The organism is Phaeodactylibacter luteus (genome assembly GCF_007993045.1).
GTDB lineage: Bacteria > Bacteroidota > Bacteroidia > Chitinophagales > Saprospiraceae > Phaeodactylibacter > Phaeodactylibacter luteus.
In genome coordinates this window covers 1-25,078 of sequence record NZ_VOOR01000056.1, presented here as the reverse complement: position 1 = coordinate 25,078, position 25,078 = coordinate 1, and the positions used below count along the sequence as shown (strand labels likewise).

Sequence of the window (25,078 nt, the reverse complement as noted above, 5' to 3'; positions counted from 1 at the left end):
CGCCTTTATGCCTTGCCCATATCTAGCAAAAGCTCCAAGCGGTTGCCACGGGAGCCTTTAACAAGGATATGGCTGCCGGTATGGCGCTCAGGCCGGAACCAGGCTTTCAGTGCATGTACATCCTCAAAATGCTGCAGCCCATACTGCTGTGCTGCAGCCCGGAATGCTTTTCCCACTAGCCATACCTCTGTAAAGCCGGCAGCTACAGCCGCCTGTGCCACGGCATCGTGCTCTGCCGCTTCATCAGCGCCAAGCTCTAGCATTTCACCAAGAACAGCAATCCGCTGGCCCGCATCTACCTGCTGGAAAGCCCGTATGGCATGCAGCATACTAGTGGGGTTCGCATTGTAGGCATCCAATAGGCAGGTCAGGCCTTTGTAAGACAGCAGCTGCGTCCGCATATTGGCCGGCCGGTAGCCCGCTATCGCGCGGCTGATTTTCTGTGCCGGCACCTTAAAGTATTGCCCAAGCGCCACCGCCGTAGCGATGTTCCCTAAATTGTAGCGCCCAATGAGCTGGCTTTGCGCTACCTCGGGCGCTCCAGTCTTCAGATCTTTGAAGGCAACCCGGAGGAAAGGGTGTTCCTCCTCTAGGACAACCTGCAAGCTGGGGCTCTCCGGCTCGAGCTCGGCAGCACTGCCATAAAACACTTTGCGCTTGCAAGGCTCCGCCAGGCCAGACAAAAAAGGCTCATCCTGATTGATGAACACCGTCCCTCCAGTCTCTGCCAGAAAGCGGTACAGCTCAGACTTGCCCTTTTTCACCCCTTCAATGCCCCCAAAACCTTCCAAGTGGGCTTTACCGATATTGGTGATCAGCCCATGCGTCGGCTCGGCTATACGGCTGAGCGCATCTATTTCCCCCTGATGATTGGCGCCCATCTCTATGATGGCAATTTCTGTATCAGCGGGCATAGCGAGCAGGGTCAGTGGCACCCCGATATGGTTATTGAGGTTCCCCTGCGTAAAGTGTACCCGGTAAGCTGCCTGCATCACCGCAGCGACCAGCTCCTTGGTTGTCGTCTTGCCATTGCTCCCGGTAATACCGACCACTGGCCCTGTAAACTGACGGCGGTGGTGGCGGCCCAAATCTTGTAAGGCCTGCAGCGTGTCTTCTACCTCAAGCAGCTGTGGGTGTGGTGGCAGGCCAGCGGAAGCTGATGCCACAGCATATCGAGCGCCCGCTTTAAGCGCAGCATGGGCAAAGGCATTGCCATCGAAATGCTCCCCTTTCAAAGCCCAAAACAGCTGCCCGGGCTTTACCCGGCGGGAATCGGTTGTAAGCCCTCCGCATTCTTGGAAAGCCTGATATAATTCTGCTAACGTGACCATAATGAGTAAGCGTAGAGTTCTTTGTAAGCCTGTGGCCTCCCTGATTCAAGCACAGAGCCTCTGCCCCGGCTAATGCCCGGGACAGAGGCTCTCAAATGTACAGTAGTATCAGGATATACAAGCAAAGCTTGTATTACATTTTAATATCTTCTGCTGCTTTTGCGCTTGCGCTTAGTGCTGAACTGATTGCCGCCCACATCATCGTTGCCGCTTGGCGAACCTGTGCGGGTCATGGCACAACGGAAGCCAATAGTACGGGACGCCTTGTCTTGATCCAAGTAGCGGCGGGTACCTGGAGTAAGCCAGTATGCACGGTCAGCCCAAGAACCTCCTTTGTAGACACGGGTTTTGTCGCTGACAAGCGTATGAACACCGGTATCGTAAAACGCATTGGACTGTTTGTCGCCATCGAGGTAGTTGTATACCTTGCCGGTCTTGTAGTTGTCGCGCGTTGCTGCCTCCTCATCTGTAACGTAACGGTAACGGAGGCGGCCAAGGCTATCCTTTTCAACAGGGCGGCCATCCTCGTCCAGCTCCAGCTGAGTGAACTCGCCACCACGGTAGGAGTTCAGGTCATGGTTTTCAGAGTCTTCCAAAGCAACACTAGTCAGTGGGCGGTAGAGGTCAAGCACCCATTCGTTCACATTGCCCGCCATATTGTAGAGGCCAAAGTCGTTGGGCAGGAACTCACGCACAGGAGCCGTGATGTGGGCATCGTCATTGAGGTTGCCCGCCATGCCCATGTAGTCGCCAGCGCCGCGCTTAAAGTTAGCCAGCATCATGCCTTGGCTTTTGTCCCGCTTCTGGTAGCGCATGGTGTTGCCGTCCCATGGGTAGAAACGGCGGTCGGAGATGCGCTCATCTTTTTCTGAGGTCTGATTGCCCTGCAGGGCCAAAGCAGCATATTCCCACTCTGCTTCTGTAGGCAGGCGGTAATCCGGAAGCACGATGCCATCTTCAAAGCGGACCTGCCGCTCACCTCCTGTCCGAAGGTCTTTGAGGTTTTTGCGGACATCGCCCTGATACTGCCCTACGAGGTAAGCATCGGTATTGAAGTTGTCTTCGTCTTTCTGCTCAGGATTGATGTTGAGGATCCCGCGCTCGATAAGGATCATCTCATTGGCACGGTCCGTACGCCACTTGCAATATTCTGTAGCTTGTGTCCAGCTTACGCCCACCACAGGGTAATTATCGTAAGAAGGATGGCGGAAATAAGTTTCTACGAAAGGCTCATTGAAAGCGAGCTCTTCCCGCCATACCAAGGTATCAGGCAGTGCATTGCGATACACTTCAGGGTAAGACTCGCCGAAAACGCGGTTGAGCCAGTAAAGGTACTCGCGGTAATCGATATTGGATACCTCCGTTTCATCCATATAAAAAGAAGAAACCGTTACCCGGCGGGGGATGTTGTTCCATTCATAGGTTACATCTTGTTGTGTAACCCCCATAGTAAAGGTACCACCTTCGATAAGGACGAGATTGGGGCCGGTGGCCTGGCCTTCGTAGTCCAATTTTTCAAATCCACCCCATTTGGTGTCATTGTATTTCCACCCGGTCGTTGCAGAACGCTCTCCGCCCCCGCAAGAACTGAGTACAAACGCAGCACCAAACAGGAATGCGCCAAACTTCAGCAGATTTTTCATTAGTAGGAATTTGTTTGTGAGAATCGACCAACAAAAGTATTGCATCGCTAAATCCAAAATAAGACAGCACGTCGGCTTATTACCGTACACAACGTTGCGCCGGTGGGCAAGCCTTCCGTTTTCGGGGCGGGAAATTACTAAAAACCAGCGGCTTCCTAAAACCCCGAAGCCAGCCTTAACACCTTTGGGGCAAGCCCAAAAGCTAAAGCCAGTGTAATTTTTTGTTTAAAAGTAGTGGCGAGCCACTGTTTTCCTTCAGTACAGCTGCTTTTAGTTGAACATCTTAAAGCAGTTGTTGTAGCGGCTGTTAAACCGCTTTTTTTGTAAAGCTTGGCTATCTTCAAAATTGACGGTGAGCGACAATTCATGTGTGCCCCCGGTACGCCCAAGGGTCAGCCCATTGAGCGTGATATCGAAGCTGTAGCCAAAGCGGAAGACGCCATAGCGCATGCCAAACATAGCAATTGCTGCATCTGAATTGTTGAAAGTATGGCGGTACCAGGCACCACCAAAAAAACTTCCGACCCCAAAATACGCACCTCCATCGATTTGTGCAAACTCCCCTTGCTTTACAAGGAGCACATTCGGTGATACAAACGCTCCTTTATTTTGATTATTGCCTGCAATGAGGGGGATTTCAAAGCCGCCATGCAAAGTAATCCGCAAGGGCAGGCCAGCACCGAGGTTTTCGTTGATATCAAGCAGGCTTTCATCTGGGCTGTTGAGGTGCTTGAGCGACAAGCCTGCATACGCTCTTTCGTTGTTGATGAGCACGCCTGCCCCAATATCTAGGACGGTGTTATTAAGGTTGTCAGGGCGCTGCTCTTCGGTGGGCATTGGGGCGCCGCCCCCACCGCCAGGGCCGTTGATGGGGTCCAGCTGATCGAGGAATACGAGCTTGTCCCAATCGAGGCTAGATTGGATAAGCCCAGCTTCTATACCGATGCGCAGGGCAGCCGTCCGGTTGATGCGCACTTGGTAACCGTACACCCCATGAAAACGGTTGGTGCTATAGATCCCATTGCCGGCATCATCGCCCATGACCATTACCCCAAAGCCGCTATTGAGGCCGGGCAAGCCTTGCTCGTAGGAGACGCCGTAGGTCTGATAGCCCCCCTCGTACTCCGCCCATTGACTGCGGTAGTTGGCCGTCACCCGTGGCGCAGAAGTGGTACCGGCAAAAGCAGGGTTGATCTGCATAGGGGCAGCAAAAAACTGGCTGAAGACGGGGTCTTGTGCCCGGAGCCCCCCCGTTAACAGTAGAAATAGGAGTGGGAGTAAGATTAGTGACTTTTGCATAGTTCTCAACATATTTGGCCCAGCAGGCTTTTGGGCATTGCTCCGCCCGTATTTTCGAAGGTTACGCCCCTCTATCAAAGCCTCGGCCTTTCTTAACAGGCAATAGAGCAGGACTGCATCCGTTTTCCAAAAGACTCCAGCAGGAATGCGTATCTTCGGTTCTGGGCTGGAAACCGTTCACCAACTTACCAAAAAATAAGGTAACCTGTTCACAAGGCAAACAACTAATGCCTTTTGTTTGACAAAACCAGGCCCTGCCTTCCTTGTTTACCCTGTAGCCAGGGCTGCAACATGAGCCAAGCATAAAATCATTGCCATGAAGCTTTTCAACACCCTTCTCCTTTTTGCCGGAATCTGGGCTGCCGCCAAAGCAGCAAACCCGCCTCAAATCAAAACCAGCCTGAATTGGGAAGAAAGCCCGCAAGGCATTACCCTTGAAGGCCAGGTGGTGGAATACTGGAGCTTTGAAGGGGCAATAGCCAGCTCTAACCCGCCCGGGCTGCCTGTTTTCACAGAGCGCTTCCGGGTAGATGGCAGTGGCCAGCTGAGCGTGAGCATTGCCGAAGCCAATTATGAGCCCTTCGAGTGGGGCAAAGCACCGGAAGCCGCCGAGCAGCTTGGCGCCTCTCCTGAGTTCGAAGCCAATGTCACCCGACACCGGGAAGGCTATTTCGGCAAAATCGCCTTTGTCCCCATTGTCCGGCGCAATGGGCAATATGAGCGGCTGACTTCCTTCACGCTCAAAATAGCCCTCCGGCCTCAGCCGGCCCCTCAGGCCCAACGGGGCCCCAACAATACCGACTTGTCTAAACTGGCCAACGGGGAGCTGTACAAGCTGGCCATCCCCACCACCGGCGTTTACAAAATCACTGCTGCTTTCCTAACTAATGAACTCGGCATAGACCTGGCAGGGGTAGATCCCGGGAGCATCCGGGTACTTGGCGCGCCCGGCGGAAAGCTGCCTTATTATTCCGAAGCACCACGGCAAGACGACCTGGCCGAGCTGCCCATACAAATAGTTGACGGGGGCGATGGCACCATAAACGGCAACGACTACCTGCTTTTCTATGCACAAGGGCCCGACCAATGGCGGTACAACGAAGCCCGTAGGCAGTTTGAGATGCAGCGCAATATATACGACAGCCGCAACTACTGTTTCCTACAGATACTGCCCGGCAATGGGGCTCGGATCAGCAGCCGGCTTTCGGTCAGCAGTACAGCGGCTGATATGACCACTTTTCGCGACTACAGCCGCTACGAGCCGGACCTGATCAACCTCTTTAAAGAATGGACCAAAGCCCAGGGGTCTGGCAAACACTGGTATGGCGATCAGTTCCGAAACGCTAGGGAATATACCTATAACGATATTTTCAACTTCCCTAACATCGTCCCGGGCAGCCCGGTGTATGTTCAGGCCCGGATGGCTCTCAGGGCTAGGGTTTCTTCTTCTTTTTTCGCTAATATTGGCGGTACGGAGCTGGAAAGCAGCCGCGTAGCTGCCATCACGACCATCAACACCAATAGCGACAACATCAATGCTTACGCCCGGGAAGCGCTGCTGCGGGACAGCTTCCTGGCAGAACAAGCACAGCTGCCGGTCACGGTGCGTTACCCTTTCCCGCAAGGGGCTGGGGACGAAAGCGAAGGCTGGCTGGACTGGGTACAGTTCAACGTTACCCGCCAACTGGCCATGACAGGAGGGCAGATGGCATTTCGAAGCCCCGAATCCAGAGCATTTGCTGCGGTGCGCTATCAGGTTGCACAAGCCAATGAGGGCCTGATGGTGTGGGATGTCACCAACCCGGTCAGCCCTGTAGCGCAGGCTTTCAATTTCAGTGGCGGCACCCTGTCCTTTGGCGCCAATACGGACGGGCTGATCCGAGAGTTTGTTGCTTTCGACCCTGCACAGCCCCTACTTCAGCCCGAGGCCATAGGGCCCGTCCCCAACCAAAACCTGCATGGCATTGCGGAAGTAGACATGGTCATCGTTTCCCCACCCGATTTTGAGCAGGAAGCGCTGAGGCTGGCTCAGCACCGCTCGGAGCTCAGCGGGATGACGATACAAATCGTTACGCCCGAACAGATCTATAATGAATTTAGCGGGGGCAGGGCCGAGCCTACTGCTATCCGGGATTTTAGCCGGATGCTGTACGACCGCTCCAACCGTTTCCGGTATCTCTTGCTTATGGGCGATGCCTCATTCGACTACCGCGATATTTATGGGTTCGGCGGCAATTTTGTCCCAGTTTACCAAAAAGAGAACTTCAACCCAGTAGAGGCTTATCCGACCGACGACTTTCTCGCCCTACTCTACAGCGGGAACGAGAGCGACCCTTTGTCTGGCGATCTTTACATCAACGTGGGGCGCCTGCCGGTCAAGACGGTACAAGAAGCCCGCAATATGGTCGATAAGATTATCCGCTACGACCTCAACCCGCAAACTTATGGAGACTGGCGCAACCGGTTGACTTTTGTAGGGGACGACGACGACGGACCTGGGGACATTGCCCACTTCCGGCAAGCCGACGATATTGCCGAAGACATGCAGGAGCTAGTACCTTTTGTCAACCTCGATAAAATCTACCTCGATGCTTTCCCTCAGGAATCCACGCCTGGAGGGGAACGCTTCCCGCTCGCTACAGAGCAGCTGAACCGTTCGATTTTCCGGGGTGCCCTCGCCGTCACCTATCTTGGGCACGGCGGGCCAAGGGGTTGGGCACAGGAGCGGGTACTCAATATTTCAGATATCCTCAGCTGGGACAATGCTATGCAGCTGCCTGTGTTCGTTACTGCTACCTGCTCTTTTACCGGCTACGACGACCCCGAGCTGGTTACGGCCGGCGAAGAGGTCATCCTCAACCCGAATGGAGGGGCAAGCGCGCTGATGACCACCGTGCGCGCAGTCTATGCCAACTCCAACGAGCGCATGACGCGCAATGCCCTTACTTACCTGCTGCAGCGCGACAGCACCACTGGCAGGCCCCGGGCTGTTGGCGAAGCTTTCCGCTTAGGCAAAAATGATGTCAGCTCAAGCTTTGACGTCAATAACTCCCGCAAATTCTCTCTCATAGGAGACCCCTCAATGCCGGTAGCCCTGCCCCGGCAAGAGGTCATCACGACTGCTGTCAATGGCATAGCCATTTCTCCAGCAGATACCCTTCCTATAGATACCCTCCGCGCACTACAGAAGGTGACCATACAAGGGGCTGTGCTCGCGGCAGACGGCTCAGTAGACAACAACTTCAACGGTATTGTCTACCCTACCCTTTTCGATAAAGCACAAACTGTGACCACCCTCGCCCAAGGGGCCAATGTGCCCTACAATTACCGCATACAGCAGAATGTAATTTTCAAGGGCCGGGCCTCTGTGACGAATGGGGTTTTCGAGTTTTCTTTTGTGGTGCCCCGGGACATCAACTACACCTTTGGGGCCGGCAAAATCAGTTATTATGCTGCCGACCAAGCCCGAAAAACGGATGCCGCCGGCAGCTATGAGGGGATTGTCATCGGGGGCTCTGACCCCAACGGCATAACGGATGATCAGGGGCCACAGGTAGAAGTGTTTATGAACACCGCCTCCTTTGTGTTCGGCAGCGTGGTCAGCACTAACCCTACCCTGCTCGTCCGCCTCAGCGACGACAATGGCATAAATGTTGTCGGCAACAGTATTGGGCATGATCTGGAAGGCGTACTAAACGGCAACACTCAGAACACCTATCTACTGAACGATTTTTATGAGTCCGAACTGGACGACTACACCCGGGGCACCGTACGCTACCCGCTCAGCCAACTGCCAGAAGGGCGGCACCGTATTGAAGTCAAAGCATGGGATGTGGCCAACAACTCCGCGACCGGCTTTACTGAATTTGTGGTAGCGGGATCGGCCGGGATCGCCCTACAGCACGTACTTAATTACCCGAACCCCTTTACCGACCGGACCTGTTTTCAGTTTGACCACAACCTCTACAATCAGGACCTCGATGTGCTGATACAGATTTATACCGTCTCTGGGCGTTTGGTCAAAACCCTGGAGCAGACTGTTTTCACTGACGGGGCAATCCGTCAGGGCGACTGTATAGAATGGGACGGGCGGGACGATTTTGGCGATCAGCTGGCCCGGGGTGTATACCTTTATAAGGTAAAAGTCAGGGGGGCAGGGATTGGCAGTACAGGCCGTTCTGGAGAGAGCGATTTCGAAAAGCTAGTCATTTTAAAATAAAGCCCAATAGGAAGAGCACAGTAGGCCGAGCGGGGGCTGCTGAGCCCGTTTGTAAAAATCCGCCAGGAAGTGTTAATTTTTTTAACGCTTGTATGGCAGGGTTGTAGAAACCCGTTTTGAAGAAGGCACCGGGCACGACGCCCCCTACTTGGCGCCCCGGCGTACCGCCCTCAAATTTTATGGGGCGCTAACTCCCTATAAACCGTATATTTGCAAAATCATTTTGGAAAAATTGTGAGCGTCTCATGAAAAAATCATTCCTACTCAATTTTCTATTCACAGCCATTGCCCTAACCACAGTGGCTCAGCAGGCGGAAGCACAGTGTACTCGTCAGGACCCTTCGGACCCTAACAGCCCGCTGATCAACCTCGACGGCACCCCCTGTGTCAACACGGTAGTATCTGCCGTGCCCTTCCTCCGGATTGTGGCCGATGCGCGTTCTGGTGCAATGGGCGATGCCGGCATTGCCATCTCTGCCGACCCCAATGCCATACATTTCAACGCTTCTAAGCTGGTCTTCGCAGAAGAGACTTTTGCCATGTCGGCCACCTACACGCCTTGGCTGCAAAACCTTGGCCTGAACGACGTTTACCTGGCCTATCTGACCGGGTTTTACAAATTGGATGACCTGCAAACCCTCGGGTTTGGGCTAAGGTACTTCTCGCTAGGCAGCATTCAGTTCACAGATCAGAACGGGGAGCCCCTGGCTATTGGCCAGCCCAATGAATTTGAAGTGTCGCTGGCTTATGCCCGTAAGCTGACGGACAACTTCTCTGCCTCCCTGACCGGTAAGTTCATCTATTCCAATTTGGCTGCCGGGCAGCAAGTGGAAGGTGGTGAGACCATCGAGCCGGGTGTTGCTGGCGCAGCAGATGTGGCCATGACGTACAAAACGGAAATCGATAATAACCGTGGAGATGCAGAACTTGTCGTGGGGCTGGCTCTGACCAATATCGGCTCCCGCATTACGTACACCAACTCCCTTGTACGCGATTTCCTGCCTGCCAATATCGGTTTGGGAGCTGCCTATACCATGGAATTTGATGAGTACAATAAACTGACGCTGACTACAGATATCAACAAACTGATGGTGCCTACGCCTTGCCAGGCCGAGACTTGTGAGGACCTCAATGAGAACAATATCGCAGACTACCGGGAGCAATCTTCCATTAGCGGCATCTTTGCGTCTTTTGGGGATGCGCCGGATGGCTTTCAGGAAGAGCTGCGCGAGCTGATGTACTCTTTTGGCGTGGAATACTGGTATGACAATCAGTTTGCTGTCCGGGCCGGCTACTTCAATGAGCACGCTCAGAAAGGTGGCCGGAAGTACCTCACGGTAGGGCTTGGGCTGAAGTACAACATCTTCGGGCTCAATTTCTCCTACCTCGTCCCTACTACCAATCAGCGCAACCCGCTAGACAATACCCTGCGCTTCTCCCTATTGTTTGACTTCGGCTCCATGGGAGAGCTGGAATAATAACGGTTGAGGCTGGGTGCAAACCCAATTGCCGCAGGCGTTTGTGCTTTTCGGAATTATAGCCTGGCATTGGCCTAGCGCTGCGAAGGGGTGTAAGAGCTAGTTAGGATTTTACACTTCGGGCTGCTCTTGCCGAATTTTGTCCTGCTCTTCGTTGTTCTTCGGTCACGTAGCTAAGGCTATTGGATTCAAGAATGGGGCCCTTTGTCCCATTCTTGAATATATCACGCCTCGATCAGGGCAAAATTTGGCTGCGTTCGCTCCAAAAGTAAAATCCTAACTAGCTCTAGGCCCGATAGGGCCGAGCGGATAGCGAGCCCCGTAGCATAGCGGCACCTGCCAGCGGGCAGGGGCAGGCCCCCTCACATTGCACAGGGGCAGGCAAAAAAAAACGACCATCTGCTTTGCGCCCTTGAGGCTTCCTACTCAAGGCAAAGACAGCCCGGCCGGGCCTTACGCTCAGCCGGGCTGCCGCGTTTTGGGCCAGCCGGGGGCTGATATCAATGATGCAGCGCCAATGCAACCGAAAGCAGGCCACCACCCCCTTTTCAAATAGCATTCCAGATAATAAACATTGGCCAACCCTTCGTTATCAACATCACACCGCCTGTTATCACTGCCAGGCGGAACAAATGCTCTGTACAAAAAATGATGAAAGACATGTCGTATTCTGCGCTCTTATTCCTTATGCTAGCCATCCAAAGTTGTGTACCTGCCCCAGAACAGGGGGAAGCCGGCACCGGAAGCCTTACCTTCAGTGAGGGCTACCAATTCCCCTATCAGCTCAGCAGCCCTGAACAGGCTATTTCCCTTCCTGCCGAGCTCAATGAAATCTCCGGCCTTTCCCTTTATGCTGAGGAGCAGGAAATCGCCGCTGTACAAGATGAAAAAGGGCTGATATTCTTTTTAGACCGTGCCACGGGCCAAGTCCTCCGCAAGGAAGCGTTCTGGAAAGATGGCGACTACGAAGGCATAGAAGCCGTTGGGGATACGCTTTATGTCGTAAAAAGCAGTGGCACCATCTATAAGGTGGCGCTCAAAGCCGATGGCGGAGCGCCTGAAGTGGAGAAATACAATTTTTTCCTGAATAGCGATAACGACGTGGAAGGGTTAGGCTATGACCCGGCTGGCAACCGCCTGCTGCTGGCCTGCAAGGCAGAGGCAGGGTATGGCGATAAGAAATACCCGGGCAAGAAAGCCATTTACGCTTTTAACCTAGAAACCGCTTCTCTCAGCGAGGCGCCAGTCTACTTTGTGGCTGCTGATTCTATCCGCCAATATTTGGAAGCAGACCCAGCAATACGGAAATTAGAGAAGCTAGTCGAGTTCTTTGACCCAGAAGTGGATTTTGATTTCAGCCCATCAGCCATTGCCGTACATCCGCGCACCGGCAACCTTTATGTCACTTCATCGGTTGGAAAGATGTTATTGGTATTGCACGCTTCGGGGCGTATACTCCATATAGAAAAACTGAGCAAAACCATACACCCACAGCCCGAGGGGCTTTGCTTTGACAAATCGGGCACGCTATTCCTGTCCAACGAGGGCAAAGGCGGACAGGGCAAAATCTACCGCTTTGCTTATCAGCCTTAAAGGCTTTTGTACAAGCTCAGAAGAAGTCAATACCAGAAAACCGTTATCTGGCTTGTTTAAATCCTTCATTTAACGGATTATTGTGTACACAAGCCCAAAAAGGGCAGAAACCACTTTGATCACTCAACAGCCTGGCCCTGCCCGGGCTAATATACCCACTGCAAAATCTATGAGCGTAGTAGAAATGAAAGTCCCAACCATTGGCGAGTCTGTAACAGAAGTTACCCTCTCTCAATGGCTGGTGGAAGACGGAGGCTACGTCGAGCTCGACCAGCCGATCTGTGAATTTGAATCTGATAAAGCGACGCTGGAGTTCCCTGCTGAAGCTTCCGGGAAAATCACTTACGTAGCAGCTGAAGGGGACGACCTGGAAATAGGGGCCCTCGTTGCTAAGATTGATACCAGCGCTTCTAAAGGCAGCAGTGGAGGGGACAAAGCTGCTGCACCTGCCCCTGAAAAAGAAGCCCCTGCAGCACCTAAAGAAGAAGCACCCGTACCTGCCCAAGCAGAACAGTCGGACAGCTATGCTGCAGGCCACCCTTCTCCTGCAGCAGCTAAAATCCTTAAAGAGAATGGCATAAACCCTGCCAATGTAGCAGGTACAGGCCGCGACGGCCGCATCACAAAGGAAGATGCCCAAAAAGCAGCTTCGGCCAAGCCGGAAGAGGCTCCTGCGCCTAAGTCAGAGGCCCCAAAGGCCCCTGCCGCCGCGCCTGCCCCTTCTGCACAGTTCAGCCGGGAAACATCCAGCAAGAAAATGAGCCGGATGCGCCGTACCATCGCCAAACGGCTGGTCAGTGCCAAGAACGAAACTGCAATGCTGACCACCTTCAACGAGGTAGACCTCACGGAGGTGATGAAGCTGCGCAAAACTTATCAGGACCGCTTTGTAGAAAAGTACGGCATCAAGCTCGGTTTCATGTCTCTGTTCGCCAAAGCCTGCGCCAAAGCCCTGATGGAAATGCCTGATGTCAATGCCAAGCTAGATGGGGACAGCCTGGTTTATCATGACTACGCAGATATCTCCATTGCGATCTCCACCCCTACCGGCCTGGTTGTCCCTCCCGTCCACAACGTGGAATCCCTGAATTTTGCAGAGGTAGAGTACAAAATCAAAGAGCTGGCCGGCAAAGCCCGCGATGGCAAACTTACCCTGGAAGAAATGCAGGGCGGCACCTTTACCATTACCAATGGTGGCGTCTTTGGGTCTCTCCTATCAACGCCTATCCTCAATGAGCCGCAATCGGCCATCCTGGGCATGCACGGCATCAAGAACCGGCCAATGGCCATAGATGGGGAAATCAAAATCCGCCCTATGATGTACCTCGCGCTGTCTTATGACCACCGTGTCATTGATGGCAGCTCTTCTGTAAGCTTCTTGGTGAAGGTCAAAGAGTACATCGAAGACCCCGTCAGCATGCTGATGGACCTCTAACAGGCGTTCCGCACGGCCCTTTTTGCTCAAGCCCCCTTCAATCCCTCAGCAGTACTTACTTTGTATGCTGGGGGATTGTTGGTTTTTGAGCATTCGTCGCCCCTTTGGCGAAACGTGCGCATTCCATTCTGTATATTAGCTATCCTAAATATTAAATATGAAACCAATTTTACTGCCTGTCCTTCTGCTCCTCCTTTCCTGCACACTCTTTGCCCAACAAGAAGCTAACCTGCTCAGTACTTGGAGCGACCCCACATTAGTAGGCTCCAATGCCTATGACAATACCTATAATGAGGTATGGGGGCTTGCCGTTAATGGCTATGAATATGCTGTCATAGGCAGCACTGCAGGCACCCACTTTATTGATGTGACAGACCCGGAGTCGCCCTTCGAAGCACACTTTGTAGCCGGGGCTGCTCAGGGCGGGGGGATCATCCACCGCGATTACCATGACTACCAAGGATACCTATATGCGGTTTGTGACGAAGGGCCAAGCACGCTTCAGATCATGGACATCACTCAGCTCCCGGACACGGTCATAGTGGCTTATGATGCCCCTACCCGTATTCAGACTGCCCACAATATCTTTATAGATACGGCTACCGCTAAGCTGTATGGCTTTGCAGTGAACGGCGGGCCACAGAATTATTCCGCTATGCGGGTTTACGACATCTCCGACCCACTAGACCTCAACTATCTCGGAGAGTACAACAACTTTGGCGGCCTGATTGCCGGCCATGTGCACGACGGCTATGTGCGCGATGATATAGCGTTCCTCAATTGTGGGGGAGCTGGTTTTGCTATGGTCGACTTCTCTGACCCTGCCAACCCGGAAACCATCAGCACCATCACGGATTACCCCTTTCGGGGCTATAACCACTCCGGCTGGCTGACCGACGATGGCAGCCACTATTTCATGGCGGATGAGAACCATGCCTTTGACATCAAAGTGTTCGATGTGTCAAACCCCTGCGAGCCAGAACTCGCCAATACTTTTGATGCGGAGGTCTCCAACCCGAACAGCATCACCCACAATCAGATTGTCGCCTGTGACTACCTCTACGTCTCTTACTACTACGATGGGATGGTCGTCTATGACATCTCCGATCCTGCCAACCCTCAAAAAGCATTGTACTACGATACCTCCGATGAGCCCAATGGCACAAGCTACAAAGGTGCATGGGGCATTTACCCCTTCCTCCCGTCCGGCAATATTCTGGTAGTAGATATGCAGGAAGGGCTCTTCGTCTTCGAGAGCGTAGGGGACAATTGTGCAGCCACACAGGAATTGCAGCCGGTCAACCTCGATTGTTTGCTCCCAGTCTCTGTACAAGAAGAGGCCCCGGAAGCTGGGCACTTATTGGTCTATCCTCAGCCCGCCTCTGGCCAGTTGCAGGTTGAGCTCAATATGAGCCGCCCCCAGGCCGGCGCTCAATTTGCACTGTACGGGCTGCACGGGCAGCTGGTACAGCAGTTTGGGCCTCAAGATCTGGCAGCGGGAGCACAAACCCTGGCCTTCCCGCTGCAGGCCCATCCACAGGGGCTCTATGTGCTCCGCGTGCAGGGGGAGCAATGGTCTCATTCCGCCAAAGTCATACTGAAATAAACGGCCTCGCTTGCCAAGCCCTCTTGGGAAAGCCCCTGTAAGGTACCGTACTTTACAGGGGCTTTTCTGAAGGGGCAACTGCGCAGCATAACCGTCAAGGAAACGTTAAGCATGGGCAGGCCCGCTCACAGTAAGGAGCGGTAATACGTTGGCAGAAGGTATATTTAGGTTCAGGATTTGAAAACCCGGTGCCCGGCAGCCTATCTTTGCAGCCTGGCCAGCGGTGTAGCCCTGGGCAAAGCAAATAGATGATCACCGGTATGATGCGGTATTTATTTTTGTGGATCGTATTGAGCCTGTTCCTGGCCGCACCGGCCGCCTACGGGCAGTTCCCCGGCGCCAACAGGGACAACGCCACTCCCAACCCCAATGAAAGCCTGAGCCAGCTAGATGTACTGCTCGACACCTTTCAGGTCTTTTATTTCTATGCAGACAACCCCAATCAGGAGGCCCCTTTCTCTGATACCACGCTGGGCAACTATTTCCGGCAATACGACCCAGTCCGCAGCCGCCGGCTGGATTACCGGCACTTGGGCATACTAGGCTCCGCCCACGAGCCTATTGTCTGGGAATCGCCCGAACGGCAAGGGTTTGATATCGGGCTACACCAATTTGACCTCTACCAGATACCGGCCGGCAGCCTAAGGTTCTACCGGCTGGAAAAGCCGTTTTCTACCTTTGATTTCACAGTTGGCTCTGAGCAGGCCGATAGCTACACCAAGGCCGTCTTCAGCCGGAATTTTGCCAACGGGCTCAACTTCTCCCTAGACTACGCCCGCATCACACAGTTTGGCGCGAACAGCCAATACCCCAATCAGAATAACCGCAACACCGCCTTTACCAACGGGCTGTGGTACCAAAGCTCCAATGGCCGGTATGAAGGTTTCTTTAGCCTGGCGCTCAACACCATAGAGCAGGAAGACAATGGGGGGGTCAAAAACGAGCCGGTATTGGGGGGCGAGTTTAGCAGCCCAAGTGCAGCTGAGGTCTTCCTGGGCGACGCCCGTACCCGGCACGCCCACAGGGAGCTAGCCTATACGCAGTACTACCGCTTCGGCGGAGGGGCAGATTCCCTCGGCAATCGCAGCAGGGCTTTTACCGCCTCCCACTCCATCAGCTACAAGAGCAGCCTCTACAAGTTTGCCGATGATTACAACCCCCTGCAAGACAGTTTCTACGTCAACTTCCCTGTTTTCTTGGCCGACCCTCGCGGTGTGAGGTTCTACTTGCAGCACCGGCAGCTCCGCAACAGCTTCCGGCTAGCGACTTTCCGCCTGCGAAAAGATGGGGCAGCCGAAGCACAACGGGACCTCATAGAGGCCGGGCTCGTCCATACCCTCCATACTTTACGCCAAACTTCAGCAGACTCTGTGCTGAACAACCTCTTCGCCACTGCCCGCTACCGGTTCAACCCTTCTGCAAAACTACTGATCGACCTGCGGGGGCAGCTGGGCTTGCTCGCTAATGCCGGTGACTATAAAGTGAGCGGCGAGCTGTCTTTCGATTTCGGCAAACTCGGCCAGCTGGAGGTTTCGGGCATCAACCAATTGAACAGCCCCAACCTTATGCAGCATCGCCTTTTTCTGGCTACCCGCCCGGTATATCAGAACGATTTTGACAAAACCCTGTCCACTACCCTTACCGCACGCTACCGCCTGCCTGCCATTCAGGCGAGCGCCGAAGGGCGCTACCACTTACTGAATAACTACATTTACTTTGGAACCGACGGCCTGCCAGCCCAAACCGGAGTGCCCATCAGCGTTGTACAGCTGATGGTGGAGAAAAACTTCAACCTGTTCTGGAACCTCCACTTGGACAACCTCATCGCGCTGCAGCAATCTTCGGAGGAGGTGCTCCGGCTGCCGGCCGCTTATGGTAAGCACAGTTTCTACTATGCAGGCAAATGGTTTCAGGTGCTAAACGTGCGCCTGGGCACCGACCTGCGCTATCAAACGGCTTTCCAGGCCAACTATTACAACCCTGTCACCGGGCAGTTTCAGCTCCAAGGGGAAGAAGTCCCCTTCTACCCTGCCTTAGACGCTTTCTTCTCTATGCAGGTTACCCGCTTCCGTGCATTTGTGCGTTGGGAAAACGGTACAGCTACCCTGCGCGATCAGTTCTTTTACCAGGTAGCCCGCTACCCGCACCCCCGTGCGGTCGTGCGCATAGGCATCGACTGGCGCTTCCTGAACTAAAGAAACGCAAGGCCCCTTCACCAAATAGGGGGCCTGCCCAGGCTCAATTTTCCCAAGCTTGCGCGAACAATAACCCCACTTAGCTTATTTAGTGTTAGAACACTGAAAATAAAAAATCATGAGCCAGCCAACTGCTATAAAAATGGTCCGGGCATTAGGTTTCCCCTGGGCCACTCAAGACCCGTTCATTTTTTGTGCTTACCACAACGACCGCTACCCCAAAGGCAACAACGAATTGGGGCCCGATGCTTCGCTCGGGGGGCGCGCCATTGGGCAAGACTTCGACCCTTCCAGAGAATGGCGGATGTACCACGGGCAGACCGTCCCAGGCTTCCCCCATCACCCCCACAGCGGCTTTGAGACAGTGACCATTGGTATGAAAGGCCTGATCGACCATGCCGATTCGCTGGGCGCAGCCGGCCGGTTCGGCAATGGGGATGTGCAGTGGATGACCGCAGGCAAAGGGGTACAGCATTCTGAAATGTTCCCTTTGCTCAATGCGGAAGGGGAAAACCCGCTAGAGCTGTTCCAGATCTGGCTCAACCTCCCAGCACGCAGCAAAAAGGTAGCGCCCCACTTTAAAATGCTATGGGCAGAAACCATACCAGAATACAAGCATACTGACGATGCAGGGAAAGCCACTGTAGCCAAAATAATTGCGGGCCAGATTGGCGATAGCAAAGCCCCTGCACCGGCTCCCGATTCTTGGGCCGCAGAAGAAGAAAATGAAGTTGCCATTTGGACTATACGCATGGAAGCCGGCGCAAAATGGGCATTGCCGCCTACTGTTGCCGGGCTGAACCGCTCCCTCTATTTTTATCAAGGGCAACAAGCAAGCATAGATGGGCAACAGTTCCCCGCATCTAAAATCATTGATCTGTACAGCGAACGAGAAGCCCTGCTGCACAATACAGGGGGCGAACCCGCATATTTCCTTTTCCTACAAGGCCGCCCGATGAACGAGCCCGTCGTACAGCATGGGCCTTTCGTAGCCAACGACCGTGAGGGGATTATTCAGATCATGCAGGAATACCAAGCCACCGAATTTGGCGGCTGGCCCTGGCCCCGCCCAGATCAGGTGCACGATAAAAACAAAGGCCGGTTCGCCCGTCATGTAGATGGCCGGGTAGAAGAAAAAAGCTTATAGCAAACACTAGCATGGCCCGGTGCAGGCAGCCCTGCACCGCCCATGCCAACTGAAACCGAAACCAGCATGATTCTTATTGAACACCCTGTGCCCTGCCCAAGAGCAGCAGACTGGGCGCAGCTGCTAAAGGAGCTCGTTGTAGCTCACCGTCTGGCCGAGAACCCCAATTTGCAGGAGCCAATGCTGACAGAGGGCAGCAAGCCTGCCGCGATTGGGGAAAGTGCTATAACGGATTATCTAAACCAGCTGAAGAGAGACGTCACAGACTGGCGCGCGCCCGGCTGCGGTGTGTAGCGCAGCTATTGTTTTCGCCGGCTGCCCCAAACCCACTTCTCCACCCACCTTATCGTCATATCATTTTCTATCCGGACCTGACAGCTGAGCCTCGGGTAGCCAAACTTCCTGGCAGCCCGGTCGTGCCAGTGCACAGGCGTAGGCTCACCTTCTTCGATCCACACCCCGCAAGTGGCACAAAGGCCCCGGCCGCCACAATTCAAGCTCTGTGTAAATTTAGCGTACGGGCTCAGCCCATTCTCCAACAGCAACTCCCGCAGGTTGCTGCCATGTGGGGCAGACAGCTGGAGCACAGCCCCATCTTTTTCGACAATGGTCAGGATATAATGCTGCATAATTGACGCTGTACAAAGGAGCGCAAACTAAATTGCCGTTTATGGGGCCTGCCCCTGCCTCGAGGATGGGCCCAACCGGCAGGTGCCGCTATGCTCCGGGGCTCGCTGTCCGCTCGGCCCTACCGGGCTTACCCCCCTTCGCAGCGCTAGGCCAATGCCAGGCTATAGCAGATCAGGGCTGAACGCCTGCGATATTTCAGCCTACGCTCCTTATGAAAAACAAAGAATGCCGATGAGCAAAAATTGTTGCCAGAAAAAGTGACTTTGCGCTCAGTCTGCGTCTACATATCATAGTTAAAGCAATTGCACAAAAGGGTATGTTGCCCCGGCGCTGACATACTTTGAGAAAACACACGTACCGGGCGCGGCGTGCCCACTCCCTCATAATCCCACGAACACAACCGGTGCCCGGCGAATATTGCCGGGCATTTTTATTTGGCAGGGTTGTTCCGGCAAGGGCCGGGAAATTCTATCTTTAAGCTCAAACCCAAAAGAACCCTGTTGACTATGGACTTGCTCACCATTATTACCATACTTATTGTTGTTGCCGCCTTTTTTGGCTATTTGAACGTGCGCTTCCTCAAGCTCCCGGTTACGATTGGCCTGATGGTGATTTCATTAGCTTTCTCTCTGCTCACGATGGGGGTCGGGCAATACTTTCCGGCCTTATTCGAAATGGAGAAGAGCCTCGTAGAACAGATTGACTTCCACGAAGCACTGATGCAAGGCATGCTGAGCTTTCTCCTTTTTGCCGGCGCGCTGCATGTCGATTTCCGGCAATTGAAAGATATGCGCTGGCCTATTCTGTTGTTCGCAACCCTAGGCGTCGTCACCTCTACTTTCCTGGTGGCAGGCTTGGCTTATGGGCTATTCAATGCCCTGGGGCTTAGCATCCCCTTCCTGCATTGCCTCCTTTTTGGCGCCCTGATCTCTCCCACCGACCCCATAGCAGTACTTGGCATCTTAAAAAAAGCAGGCGTGCCAAAGAGCCTAGAGACCAAGATAGTGGGCGAAAGCCTTTTCAATGATGGGATAGGCGTTGTCGTTTTCATTACCATCTATCAGCTGGCACAGGCTGGGGCCGGCCAGTTTGATGCAGGCCAAGTTGCTTTTCTTTTTGCTGAAGAAGTTGGCGGAGGTATATTGCTAGGCTTAGGGCTTGGCTACCTCGCGTACTACATGATGAAGACCATAGACGATTACGAAGTAGAAGTGCTCGTGACCCTCGCCCTTGTCATGGGAGGGTACCTCCTGGCCAGCAGCCTGCACTTCTCTGGGCCTTTAGCCATGGTCGTAGCAGGCTTAATGGTCGGGCACGAGCGCTTCCGGACCTCTTCTATGTCGGAACAGACCGAGCGGTACGTAGATAAATTTTGGGAACTGATGGATGTGCTGTTCAATGCCGTACTTTTTGTCCTGATCGGCTTGGAGATCATTATCCTGGACTTTTCAACTGTTTACCTCTTGGCAGGGGCCCTGGCTATCCCCATGGTGCTACTAGCCCGGGCGACAGCCCTTGCCGGGCCTATCGCTTTATTCAAAAAGCGGCTGGCGTTTGCGCCAAAGACCAACCTCATCATGACTTGGGGCGGCCTCAGGGGCGGGATTTCTATTGCCCTTGCCCTATCTCTTGCTGATTATATGAGCCGGACACCGATCCTCACGGTCACCTACATCGTTGTGGTTTTCTCCATCATTGTTCAGGGGCTTACGGTAGGGAAGATGGTGCAAAAATATGCCACAAAACCCTAGTGGTCTGTCAAGGCTAAAACTAGGGGTTGCCTGCGGCGACTTTTGAGGCTACTCTTCGTTGGACAACCCCTTACGTAGCGCTGCTATGCGCGGGAACATCCGCCTTGATTAGCCTCAAAATCCGCTCCCACTCAACCCATAAATTAACACTTGACAGACCACTAGGCTGCCTGCTGTTTTGCCCCCCTATCTGTGCTCTGGCCCTGCTGTTTGAACCCCGCAGATGCTGCGCTATCGGGGGAGGGAGGGCAGCATCTGCAACTGCCGCAAGGACCCTGTGCATGCGCGCTTGACCGCAGCAGTACAGCAATGGCCGGCATCGAGTGCCTGGCAGGACACCGGGATAATAGGTTTGCAGAGTGCCAATACCGCTGATCTGACAAGGACCAGGGCGGGCACAAGTCCAAATATCGCAAGGGTTTAGGCCTTTTCGGCTTAGGCTAGAACCGGCCTAGCGCTGCGCAGGGGTGGCCGAAGGCTAGACCCGACGCCTGTAAGGCGAGGGGCCGAGCGGATAGCGAGCCCCGTAGCATAGCGGCACCTGCCCGTTGGGCCATCCTTGCGGCAGGGGCAGGCCCCATAAACGGCAATTTAGTTTGCGCCCCGCAGCAGTAAAGGCACGAAAAAAACCACCGGCGAATACTTCACCGGTGGTATTAACATATTTGAAGGAAAACGTGGTGTACAAATCAAAGCTATCCGAATATCATGCTTAGAGCCCTTCAAGGGCAAGCATGATATCGGATAGGGATACCCGCTCTGGGGTAATATTTATGGTCAGATTCTCCACAATAGTAATGGTGCGCTCGCGGAAGAAGTAAACCCCTTCTTCCCCTTCTGCCACCACAATGATTTTGCCGACTTCCCCTATTGGCAGCCCTTGCAGGCAGCAGTCCGGGCGAAGCTCTTCGCCCGTAAACGGAAGCCGGACCAAGCTTTCATGATCCCGAAAGACCAGAAAAGCCACTGTATTGGCTGCTTCAAAGCCATAAGGAAGATTGAGGCAGACCTCTGCCAGCCCTTCATCCTGCGGGAGGTAAGCACCGCACTGCAAGTAGCCCAGTTCCGGGCTTTCCATTTCAAAACCAGGCAGCAGTGTGCCATCCTCGGGGTCTTCCAGTTCTACCGAACGGACTACAACTTCCCCGGGGTTGTACCCTGCCCAATCAGATGGCTGCTGAGCAGTGAACAGGCGCATTTGAGAATTGTAGCGAGCCGTCGACATCCGCACTTTTATGCGTTTGCCCTCTGCCAGCCTTAATGGCACCCCACCCTGTTCCACTTCGATTTTCACCCCGCCATAGGCAGAGAAGAGGCGGCCCAAAGAAGAGGTTGAAGCGCTCTCAGGCAACAGGTCTTTTTTAGCGGGCAGCGGCAAGATTTTCGCTTCTACCCAACCCGCTACCTCTGAACCATCCGGGCTGACGAAAGCCTGAGGCGGCACGATAACGTGGCCGCTCCCGGGCAGCGTGATGTCCTGTTCTTGAGCAACATCCCAAGAAATTTGGATTGGATTGGATTGTATGGCTTCGAACAGACGGCTGATATCACCGGAAACAAGCTCCAAGGGCTGGAATTGGTCCACCTCTTCCACACACCCTGTAAGGAGCGATAGTATCCCTATGTATGTTACAAAAAGCCTTCTCATATAAGTAGAGATTGTTTAAACCTCCGGAGTTCCGGCGAATCATCTGTTTGTCAAAAAGCTGCCCAGGCCACCCAGGCAGATTAGGCTTACTGAAAGTTAGATACCCCAACATCATAAAGCGTTGCCTCTGTCTGAGCATTTTTTTTAAAAAAACTCCTCCTATTTCTTTTAATTGGTATTTTGAAGCCCCGCAGGCGGGCCACCCCCTGCAATTTTCACCACTCCCCCCCCGCCCAAAAGCCTCGAACAGCCGATGAACCAGACGCTACGCTGCCCAAAATGCGAACAAGGCATTGCCCCTGCAGACATCAACATCCACCTCCTGATCGCTAAGTGCCAAGCTTGCGGCAACGTTTTCAACTTTGAGCAGCAGTACAGCGCCCCAGGTACCGCCCTTCAGCAAATCCCCAAAGAGCGGGCCGAAATCAGCATGCCCCCCGGCATAGAGGGATACCAACTGATGAACGAGCTCAACCTACGCCTGACCTGGCGCAACCGCATACATGGTTTCCTGGCCTTTTTCACCGTTGCGTGGAACCTCTTCCTCATCCCTTTCATCCTTATGATTATGGCAAGTGGAGACCTCGAAATGCTGTTGTTCCTTAGCCTTCACCTTCTTGTCGGCGGCAGCCTCATCTACTGGCACATTGCATGCCTGCTCAATAAAACCACCCTACAGATCACCCCTCAGTATATCCTTATAGAGCACGGCCCCATACCTGTACCCTTTATGCGCACGCAGCAGATCTCAGCTACCGCTATCCGCCAACTCTATGTGGAAGAATACGTAGCCGGGCACACTAACGGCAACCCCTTTTACCGCTTTGCGCTAAAAATCAGGCTTGCCTCCGGCCAGCGGGAACAGCTCCTGAAAAACCTCAGAAATGCAGATGAAGGGCTCTACGTCGAGCAGCAGATAGAGCGTTTCCTTAAAATAGAGGATATGGCCGAAAGGGGCGAAATCGCATAAACCTGGCCTGGCATCCCATTGTAATTTTCTGTACCTTAACCACTGCCTGCAATTACAAAATCTAAATGACCTGACAATTATTATGGAGGACAAGAACCGCCCCGCGGAAGAAGGCAAAAAACCCAAAAGCCTAGCTGAACAGTTGGCAGACGAGGCTTTTGGGGCCGAGCAACATAACCCCTCGCCACAACAGCCCTCAAAACCAGAAGAGCCGGCCAGCTACAAAGATATTTTCAGCGGTACCTACAGGGAGCAAACGCCCAAAGAGCCCTCCCGTTTTGACGAATGGGGCGATGAAGTGTCCAAAGCTGCCGGCCAAGCTGGGCAAAAAGCTCAGGAGATTTCCGAAAAGGTCGGCAAACGCGTGCTCGAAGCCAGCGATGAAATCAACAAACGGCTAGAGGAAAAAGGCTCAGCATTCCTAGGCAAAGCCCAGGCTGCAGGAGAAAAACTGATGGGGAAGTTTGACGACTTGCTAGAGAAAGCCAACCAAGAAGCCAACGCAGCTTCTTTCGATGATATGACCGCCGAGGCCCGCCGCATGCAAGAGGAGCTCGAGGCCAAAGTGAAAGCAAGAGGGCAGCGGTCCAATACCGAAAATGTGCAGCGCGACCGTGAAAAAGGCCCGCTCGGCGGCTTTGAAAGCTTCTTCGATAAAGCTTCCCGCTACGCGGACGGCGACTATTCGGATGATGGGCCGCACGGGCTGCGTAAAGATCCAGACTATAAGCCTAAAAAAAACGAGGGGAAAGTGAAGGGGTTTGAAGACCTTGACGGCGATGGGGACGAAATCATAGACGACGCCATCATCGATGATGACGGCCAATGACGAACAGCCCGGATGGGCCCGCCTGCGCAGCGAGTATGGGCCTCAGCTGAAACTGTTCCGGGTACGCTACGATTGGATGCGCAACCCCCGAAACCAGCAGGAGGAAGCTATGATCGTCCTCGAATCCGCTGACGCTGCTAATGTGGTAGCCTGTAGGGCACAGGACCAAGCGATCCTCTTTGTGGAGCAGTACCGATTCGGGATTGGGCGGCACACCTTAGAACTGCCGGGCGGCATGGTCGACGATGGAGAACAGCATCTGCAGGCAGCACAACGTGAGCTGCTGGAGGAGACCGGAGGGGAAGCAGCAAACTGGCATTTCCTGGGCAGAATCGCCTCCAACCCTGTTTTCCAAGACAGCTATATCTACCATTGGCTTGCAGAGCCGGTACACATTGTGCAGCCGCCTACACTTGATGCGGGGGAAGATGTACACCTGCGATGGATACCTCAGGAGGAAGCTGAAAAAATGCTCCACGCAGGGGCATTCGAGCACCCCCACACCATCAGCGCACTGCTCCGCTATTTCAACTTTGACAAATGAGCAACGCTACAAAGCCAGCGATCAAAGCCTTAGTATTCGATGCCTACGGCACCCTTTTCGATGTCAACAGCATCAATCAAACACTACAGGAGCTATTGCCGCAACAGGCTCAGGAGGTTGCTGCAATATGGAGGCGGAAACAGCTCGAATATACTTGGCTGCGCACACTTATGGGGCAGTACCGGGATTTTTATGCCCTTACGGAAGAAGCGCTGGCCTTTGCATTGCATCAGTGCGGGGCCAGCCTGGAAGAACCCCAACAAAGGCAACTGATGGGCGCCTACTACCGGCTCAAGGTGTTCCCTGATGTCCCTGAGGCGCTTTCCACGCTTGCACAGTCACATACCTTGGCTGTACTATCCAACGCCAATCCTTCTCTGCTGGAACGTGCAACGGCCTGGAATGGGATTGACGAACACTTCTCCGCTCTGATCAGCGCCGATGAGATACAACATTATAAGCCTGTCCCTGCAGTGTACGCTTTAGCCGAAGCTAGGCTGGGCCTCCCTGCCAAAGAAATGCTTTTTGTCTCCTCCAATACTTGGGATGTCGCAGGGGCTGCTGCAGCTGGACTGCAAACGGCCTGGCTCAACCGGAACGATAGCGCGGGGCAACTGGAACAGCTGGGCTACCCCCCCTTGGCTGCTTTCCCTAGCCTGGCCGCGCTCAGGACGTGGCTCATGGCGTAGGCCGCCGTAAACCAGATTGTCATTTTTTGGCCTGCCCCTGCCGCAAGGAGGGGGGCCTGCCCCTGTCCGAT

The 25,078-nt window shown here is 53.9% G+C and carries 18 protein-coding genes; 13 read left to right on the top strand and 5 right to left on the bottom strand.

All coding sequences use genetic code 11. The annotated features are described in order from the left end of the window. Nucleotides 1–5: 5 nt before the first annotated feature. From FRY97_RS18835 to FRY97_RS18825, 3 genes are all read right to left on the bottom strand, one after another. The gene (locus FRY97_RS18835) at nt 6–1,331 is read right to left on the bottom strand and encodes a UDP-N-acetylmuramoyl-tripeptide--D-alanyl-D-alanine ligase (protein ID WP_147169123.1); all 1,326 of its coding nucleotides are present in this window, start codon (nt 1,329–1,331) and stop codon (nt 6–8) included. Nucleotides 1,332–1,471: 140 nt separating this feature from the next. Then, nucleotides 1,472–2,974 carry an SUMF1/EgtB/PvdO family nonheme iron enzyme gene (locus FRY97_RS18830; RefSeq protein WP_147169122.1) on the bottom strand — a complete coding sequence of 501 codons (1,503 nt, stop codon included), beginning with the start codon at nt 2,972–2,974 and terminating at the stop codon, nt 1,472–1,474. A gap of 270 nt (nt 2,975–3,244) precedes the next feature. After that, nucleotides 3,245–4,273 (bottom strand): PorP/SprF family type IX secretion system membrane protein, encoded by a 1,029-nt coding sequence (locus FRY97_RS18825; RefSeq protein WP_170254748.1) that lies wholly within the window; start codon nt 4,271–4,273, stop codon nt 3,245–3,247. A gap of 316 nt (nt 4,274–4,589) precedes the next feature. Here FRY97_RS18825 and porU point away from each other — a divergent pair, with 316 nt between their 5' ends. The 8 genes from porU to FRY97_RS18785 all read left to right on the top strand — a co-directional run bounded on the left by porU (nt 4,590) and on the right by FRY97_RS18785 (nt 18,240). Beyond that, nucleotides 4,590–8,492 (top strand): type IX secretion system sortase PorU, encoded by a 3,903-nt coding sequence (gene porU, locus FRY97_RS18820; RefSeq protein WP_147169120.1) that lies wholly within the window; start codon nt 4,590–4,592, stop codon nt 8,490–8,492. A 245-nt stretch (nt 8,493–8,737) separates the two neighbouring features. Further along, on the top strand, nt 8,738–9,970 hold the full coding sequence (gene porV / locus FRY97_RS18815; RefSeq protein ID WP_147169119.1) for a type IX secretion system outer membrane channel protein PorV: 1,233 nt from the start codon (nt 8,738–8,740) through the stop codon (nt 9,968–9,970). Between the two features lie 648 nt (nt 9,971–10,618). Then, the gene (locus FRY97_RS18810; RefSeq protein ID WP_147169118.1) at nt 10,619–11,563 is read left to right on the top strand and encodes an SdiA-regulated domain-containing protein; all 945 of its coding nucleotides are present in this window, start codon (nt 10,619–10,621) and stop codon (nt 11,561–11,563) included. 169 nt (nt 11,564–11,732) lie between these two features. Next, nucleotides 11,733–12,998: a 2-oxoglutarate dehydrogenase complex dihydrolipoyllysine-residue succinyltransferase gene (gene odhB / locus FRY97_RS18805; protein WP_147169117.1), complete on the top strand. Its 1,266-nt coding sequence runs from the start codon at nt 11,733–11,735 to the stop codon at nt 12,996–12,998. A gap of 157 nt (nt 12,999–13,155) precedes the next feature. Then, nucleotides 13,156–14,604 carry a choice-of-anchor B family protein gene (locus FRY97_RS18800; RefSeq protein WP_147169116.1) on the top strand — a complete coding sequence of 483 codons (1,449 nt, stop codon included), beginning with the start codon at nt 13,156–13,158 and terminating at the stop codon, nt 14,602–14,604. 260 nt (nt 14,605–14,864) lie between these two features. Next, on the top strand, nt 14,865–16,799 hold the full coding sequence (locus tag FRY97_RS18795) for a putative porin (RefSeq protein WP_170254746.1): 1,935 nt from the start codon (nt 14,865–14,867) through the stop codon (nt 16,797–16,799). A gap of 118 nt (nt 16,800–16,917) precedes the next feature. Continuing rightward, nucleotides 16,918–17,946, top strand: a complete 1,029-nt coding sequence (locus FRY97_RS18790; protein WP_147169114.1) for a pirin family protein — start codon at nt 16,918–16,920, stop codon at nt 17,944–17,946. Nucleotides 17,947–18,012: 66 nt separating this feature from the next. Beyond that, entirely contained in the window at nt 18,013–18,240 is a 228-nt protein-coding gene (locus tag FRY97_RS18785) for a hypothetical protein (protein ID WP_147169113.1), read from the top strand. A gap of 5 nt (nt 18,241–18,245) precedes the next feature. Here FRY97_RS18785 and FRY97_RS18780 read toward each other — a convergent pair whose 3' ends face one another. After that, entirely contained in the window at nt 18,246–18,575 is a 330-nt protein-coding gene (locus FRY97_RS18780; RefSeq protein WP_147169112.1) for a 2Fe-2S iron-sulfur cluster-binding protein, read from the bottom strand. Between the two features lie 507 nt (nt 18,576–19,082). Between FRY97_RS18780 and FRY97_RS18775 the strand changes: the two genes are divergently transcribed. After that, a complete protein-coding gene (locus tag FRY97_RS18775; protein WP_147169111.1) occupies nt 19,083–20,327 on the top strand; it encodes a cation:proton antiporter in 1,245 nt (414 codons plus the stop codon). A 712-nt stretch (nt 20,328–21,039) separates the two neighbouring features. On the opposite strand, the gene FRY97_RS18770 is transcribed toward FRY97_RS18775, so the two are convergent. Beyond that, nucleotides 21,040–21,975: a hypothetical protein gene (locus FRY97_RS18770; protein ID WP_147169110.1), complete on the bottom strand. Its 936-nt coding sequence runs from the start codon at nt 21,973–21,975 to the stop codon at nt 21,040–21,042. Nucleotides 21,976–22,228: 253 nt separating this feature from the next. On the opposite strand from FRY97_RS18770, the gene FRY97_RS18765 reads away from it, so the two are divergent. The 4 genes from FRY97_RS18765 (at nt 22,229) to FRY97_RS18750 (ending at nt 25,007) form a co-directional block, all read left to right on the top strand. Beyond that, nucleotides 22,229–22,945 (top strand): hypothetical protein, encoded by a 717-nt coding sequence (locus FRY97_RS18765; protein ID WP_147169109.1) that lies wholly within the window; start codon nt 22,229–22,231, stop codon nt 22,943–22,945. Nucleotides 22,946–23,027: 82 nt separating this feature from the next. Beyond that, the gene (locus tag FRY97_RS18760; RefSeq protein ID WP_147169108.1) at nt 23,028–23,774 is read left to right on the top strand and encodes a hypothetical protein; all 747 of its coding nucleotides are present in this window, start codon (nt 23,028–23,030) and stop codon (nt 23,772–23,774) included. Next, nucleotides 23,758–24,318 (top strand): NUDIX hydrolase, encoded by a 561-nt coding sequence (locus tag FRY97_RS18755; RefSeq protein WP_147169107.1) that lies wholly within the window; start codon nt 23,758–23,760, stop codon nt 24,316–24,318. Before FRY97_RS18760 ends, FRY97_RS18755 begins: the two co-directional genes overlap by 17 nt. Next, entirely contained in the window at nt 24,315–25,007 is a 693-nt protein-coding gene (locus tag FRY97_RS18750) for a haloacid dehalogenase type II (protein WP_147169106.1), read from the top strand. Before FRY97_RS18755 ends, FRY97_RS18750 begins: the two co-directional genes overlap by 4 nt. Nucleotides 25,008–25,078 lie beyond the last annotated feature (71 nt).